Source organism: Thomasclavelia sp., from assembly GCF_017889095.1.
Lineage (GTDB): Bacteria > Bacillota_I > Bacilli_A > Erysipelotrichales > Coprobacillaceae > Thomasclavelia.
Genome location: NZ_JAGHEW010000282.1, coordinates 1 through 4,903 on the forward strand (window position 1 = coordinate 1; position 4,903 = coordinate 4,903).

Below are 4,903 nucleotides of genomic sequence, written 5' to 3' on the forward strand. Positions count from 1 at the left end.
ACAGTCACCATCCATCAAATATAATTATAACATAAATACCCAAAATAAAGAAATTAATTCAAAATAGAAACAGCACAATTTCTTGTGCTGTCATTATAAGCAGATTACCCTAAATCGAGTAAGATCCACAATTAAGTTCTATCTTTTTTTATTTGAAATCGTAATGAATAAAATTGGTAGATGATTATCAAAGTATAGGTTAATGCAACTAGATTGATTAAATAATAATTAGTGTAACCAAGTAACCAGTTAATCAAAGGATCTAAATAGTTGATTAGAATAATGCCTAAAAAACCCCAAACAATACTATAAAAAAGACAAATGCGACTGCAGTAGTTGTTTGGTAACTGGTGATAATTCCAAATTTCGATATTCATATCATACGATAAGAAAAAATGAGTCAGATATTCGAGGGCAGTACAACAAACTAATGAGTAAAAAAAGATTTCAAAATTATTAGTATGATAGGGAACTAGTTTTAAAATCAATAAGGCTCCAAAGCCATAAATAGGAATAAAGGGTCCTTTGAGTAAACCCGAAAAATAAATTCTTTTTTTGAAAAAAGAAATATAAAGTGATTCTAAAATAAACCCTAAAAAAGTATAGATTGCAAATTTAACCATGATTACCTCCAAGGTAAATATATGAAAAAATTTGTTAAATATACTTATAGTTAGTCTAATAATTTTTCTATTGCCTGTGCAATTTCACTTGGTTTGATTAATGGTTCAAAACGATTAACGACATTGCCATGGCGATCAATTAAAAATTTAGTGAAATTCCAATCGATTCTTTTAGATAAAGAACTATTTTGATTTTCTTTTAAATATGTATATAAAAGTGATTCATTAGGACCGTTTACATCAATTTTTGCAAATTGGGGAAAACTGACCCCATAAGTATCGGCACAAAATGAAATAATTTCTTCCATTGTTCCTGGTGCTTGTTCACCAAATTGATTACATGGGAAGTCAAGGACCCAAAAACCTTTATCGTGATATTGTTCAAATAAATCTTCTAATTCATCGTATTGTTCGGTAAATTCACATTCAGTAGCAGTATTAACGATTAGTAATACTTGATTTTTATATTTATTTAATGACTGGATTTGATTATTATTATCATAGACTTCGATTTCGTATAAATTCATGTTGCTCTCCTTCTAAAAAGTAAATATATATAATTATAACGAGATTTGTTTTTTAGTACAAATGATATGCTTTAGCTTTTTTTTAATAAAAAATGTCAAAAATTATAAAAATGGGTTGACGATTATAAAATGATATGCTATTATAGTGAGGCAGTCGGTTGATGGGCCTGTAGCTCAGTTGGTTAGAGCGCACCCCTGATAAGGGTGAGGTCGATGGTTCAAATCCATTCAGGCCCACCATATATAATTTGGGGCCTTAGCTCAGATGGGAGAGCGCCTGCTTTGCACGCAGGAGGCCAGCGGTTCGATCCCGCTAGGCTCCACCATTTGAAAGTTTAGTCTGCTTTGTCAGGCTTTTTTTATTATCTAGGTGGTGTAATATTTTGGAAGAAATAGTTATATTGATCGTTTCTTTTTTTATTTATTGTCTTTTGGGCTGGATTTGGGAATCAGTGATTTTACCACTTTCAAGAAAACAAAGACCATATAACCGTGGTTTTTTAAACGGTCCCTGGATTCCGATTTATGGATTTGGAGCGATTTTGGTAATTGTTTTATTTGATCATCAAATAAATTATCCCCTTTATTCACTGTTTATTAATGGTGGTGTAGTTGCCTGTTTGTTAGAGTATCTTACTTCTTATGTGATGGAAAAATTATTTTCAAGGCGCTGGTGGGATTATAGTGACAAACCGTTTAATCTAAATGGCCGAATATGTTTAGAAGGTTTTTTATGTTTTGGTTTGTTTAGTGTTTTGGCAGTAGAGTATGTACAGCCATTATTTACAAAAAGATTATTATTGATTGATAGTGATTTGCTGCTGATTATAAGTATGGGACTGTTATTTTTCTTTATGATTGATGTTATTGTTTCTGTGCGGGTTGCATTAAAGATTGATGAAAAAATTGAAGAGTTTAAAATGGCAATTGAAGATAATGAAATTAAATTATTAAAAAATCTTCAGGAAAAACAAGTGGAAATGCAACGATTATTTAAAAATAATCAAATCAAATTACAGCACCAGCAAATTATTTTAAAAAATTTAGTTAAACATAAAAAATTATTTAAATATTCACAACGACGTTTAATTCGATCATTTCCTGATTTATTAAAACAAAAGAAAGATAAACGAGGAAGGTAATCATGAAAAAAGAAAATTATTTTGTTAAGTCATTAAATGGCATGGCTTATGGCTTTTTTTGCAGTTTGATTATTGGAACCATTTTAAAACAAATTGGCAGTTTTATCGAAATTGAACAGTTAGTTCAATGGGGTGAAATTGCTAGTTATTTAATGGGTCCGGCAATTGGTGTTGGTATCGGTTATGCCATTGATGCCAAAGGATTAAATTTAATTGCAGCAGTTATTGCGGGGACGATTGGTGCGGGAACATTTGTGGGAAATCAAGCTACAACCGGTAATCCCATTGGAGCTTATATTGCTGTTCTAGCGGCAGTTGAAATAACCCGCTTAGTGCAAGGCAAAACACCGGTAGATATTTTATTAGTACCGTTTTGTTCAATTGTGGTTGCTGGTGCGGTTACTATTTTTATTGGGCCATATTTAACTTCATTAATAAACTGGATTGGTGATTTGATCAACCAGGGCGTAATGTTACAACCGTTATTGATGTCAATTGTAGTAGCTATATTGATGGGAATGGCATTAACGGCACCAATTTCTAGTGCGGCGATTGGAGTCATGTTGGGTTTAAATGGCTTAGCCGCTGGCGCTGCTTTAGCGGGCTGCTGTTGTCAAATGTTAGGTTTTGCGGTGATGTCAATTGATGATAATGATATTGGGGATGTAATTGCAATTGGAATTGGGACAAGTATGTTGCAGTTTAAAAATATCGTCAAGCATCCAATTATCTGGGTGCCGCCAATTATTGCCAGTGCAATCATTGCTCCGGTTTCTACCTGCTTATTAAATATTTCTTGCAGTGCCATTGGTTCGGGCATGGGAACAGCAGGACTGGTAGGAATTTTAGAAGCAATCAATGTTATGGGCAGTGCTTATTGGATCCCAGTTATTGTTATTGATGTAATTGCTCCAATCGTGATTACTTTTGGTATTTATAAAGCATTTAAAAAACTTAAATATATTAAAAATGGGTATTTGAAACTAAATCGGTTTTAACTGATTTAGTTTTTTTGTTAATATAATCTTAATATTTTATCAATATAATGATAATAAATAATTTTTATTATTTAATCTTCTAAAATTAGCTATACTAAATATAGTATAATATTGTTTAAAATAAAGGAGAACCAGGATGTTACAAGTAAAGAAAATATGTAAGCAATATAGAACCGGTAATTTAGTCCAAAAGGCTTTAGATGGGGTAAGCTTAAATTTACGGGATAATGAATTTGTAGCGATTTTAGGACCTAGTGGTTCGGGGAAAACCACATTATTGAATATTATTGGTGGTCTTGATCGTTATGATAGTGGGGATTTAATTATTAATGGTATTTCGACTAAGAAATATAAAGATCGTGATTGGGATTCTTATCGAAATCATACGATTGGTTTTGTGTTTCAAAACTATAATTTAATTCCGCATCAAACTGTTTTAGCTAATGTTGAATTAGCTTTGACAATCTCGGGAATTAGTAAAAGTGAACGGCGCCAGCGAGCTAAAAAAGCCTTAAAGCAAGTGGGCTTAGGTAATCAAGGTCATAAAAAACCTAATCAAATGTCTGGAGGTCAAATGCAGCGAGTGGCGATTGCTAGAGCTTTAGTCAATGATCCCGATATTTTGTTAGCTGATGAGCCAACCGGAGCACTTGATAGTGAAACAAGTATTCAGGTAATGGATTTATTAAAAGAAGTTGCCAAAGACCGTTTAGTAGTGATGGTTACTCATAATCCTGATTTGGCGAAACAGTATGCAACTAGAATCGTGGAGTTAAAAGATGGGATTATTTGTAGTGACTCTGATCCTTATGAAATTGAAAAACGAAGTTTGAAAACACCACAGCATAAAAATATGGGTAAAGCCTCAATGTCATTATTAACCTCATTGTCATTAAGTTTTAATAATTTAAAAACCAAAAAAGCGCGTACCATTTTAACCTCTTTTGCAGGATCGATTGGGATAATTGGGATTGCTTTAATTCTTTCTTTATCTAATGGGGTAAATCAGTATATTCAATCAATTGAAGAAGATACTTTATCCGAATACCCCTTAGAGATTCAAAGTACGGGAATGGATTTTACGTCAATGATCGATAATGGAACAGCAAGTGGTGATGGCAAAAAAAATGAAGGTGATGTTCAAGTTTATTCAATGTTAACCAATATGTTTTCACGAGTGGGTTCTAATGATCTAGCATCGTTAAAGAAGTATTTTGATAGCGGTAAAACAGATATTGAAAAATATACTAAATCAATTGAATATAGCTATAATATAAAACCGTTGATTTATACTAGTAAACAGGATGAAATTAGAAAAGTTAATCCTGATGAAACATTTGCTTCATTAGGTTTTGGTTCTTCATCAAGTTCTAGCAGTTTAATGTCGTCAATGATGAGTACGGATATTTTTTATCAGATGCCAAGTGATACTGATTTGTATCAAGATCAGTATGAAATAAAAGCAGGAAGATGGCCGAAGTCTTATAATGAATGTGTCTTAGTGTTATCTAAAAGCGGTGGTGTGAGTGATTTTATGCTCTATGCATTAGGATTGCAGGATTATTCACAGTTAGAAACGATGATCTCACAATTTTCAGCTAATCAAAAAGTTA

General features: G+C 32.3%; 5 protein-coding genes and 2 tRNA genes. 5 read left to right on the forward strand and 2 right to left on the reverse strand.

Annotated features, from left to right (window positions below; all coding sequences use genetic code 11):
* Nucleotides 1-131: 131 nt before the first annotated feature.
* Both J7M77_RS12510 and J7M77_RS12515 read right to left on the reverse strand, forming a co-directional pair.
* Nucleotides 132-623 (reverse strand): putative ABC transporter permease, encoded by a 492-nt coding sequence (locus J7M77_RS12510; protein WP_296879067.1) that lies wholly within the window; start codon nucleotides 621-623, stop codon nucleotides 132-134.
* A 50-nt stretch (nucleotides 624-673) separates the two neighbouring features.
* The gene (locus tag J7M77_RS12515; protein ID WP_296879069.1) at nucleotides 674-1,150 is read right to left on the reverse strand and encodes a glutathione peroxidase; all 477 of its coding nucleotides are present in this window, start codon (nucleotides 1,148-1,150) and stop codon (nucleotides 674-676) included.
* A 163-nt stretch (nucleotides 1,151-1,313) separates the two neighbouring features.
* Here J7M77_RS12515 and J7M77_RS12520 point away from each other — a divergent pair.
* The 5 genes from J7M77_RS12520 to J7M77_RS12540 form a co-directional block, all read left to right on the forward strand.
* A tRNA-Ile gene (locus J7M77_RS12520) sits at nucleotides 1,314-1,390 on the forward strand.
* A gap of 10 nt (nucleotides 1,391-1,400) precedes the next feature.
* Nucleotides 1,401-1,476: transfer RNA gene (locus J7M77_RS12525), tRNA-Ala, on the forward strand.
* A 57-nt stretch (nucleotides 1,477-1,533) separates the two neighbouring features.
* Complete coding sequence (locus tag J7M77_RS12530; RefSeq protein WP_296879071.1) at nucleotides 1,534-2,292, forward strand: putative ABC transporter permease; 759 nt, start codon at nucleotides 1,534-1,536, stop codon at nucleotides 2,290-2,292.
* A 2-nt stretch (nucleotides 2,293-2,294) separates the two neighbouring features.
* Entirely contained in the window at nucleotides 2,295-3,290 is a 996-nt protein-coding gene (locus J7M77_RS12535) for a PTS transporter subunit IIC (protein ID WP_296879073.1), read from the forward strand.
* Nucleotides 3,291-3,426: 136 nt separating this feature from the next.
* On the forward strand, nucleotides 3,427-4,903 hold a 1,477-nt coding region (locus J7M77_RS12540), incomplete at its 3' end, for an ABC transporter ATP-binding protein (RefSeq protein WP_296879075.1).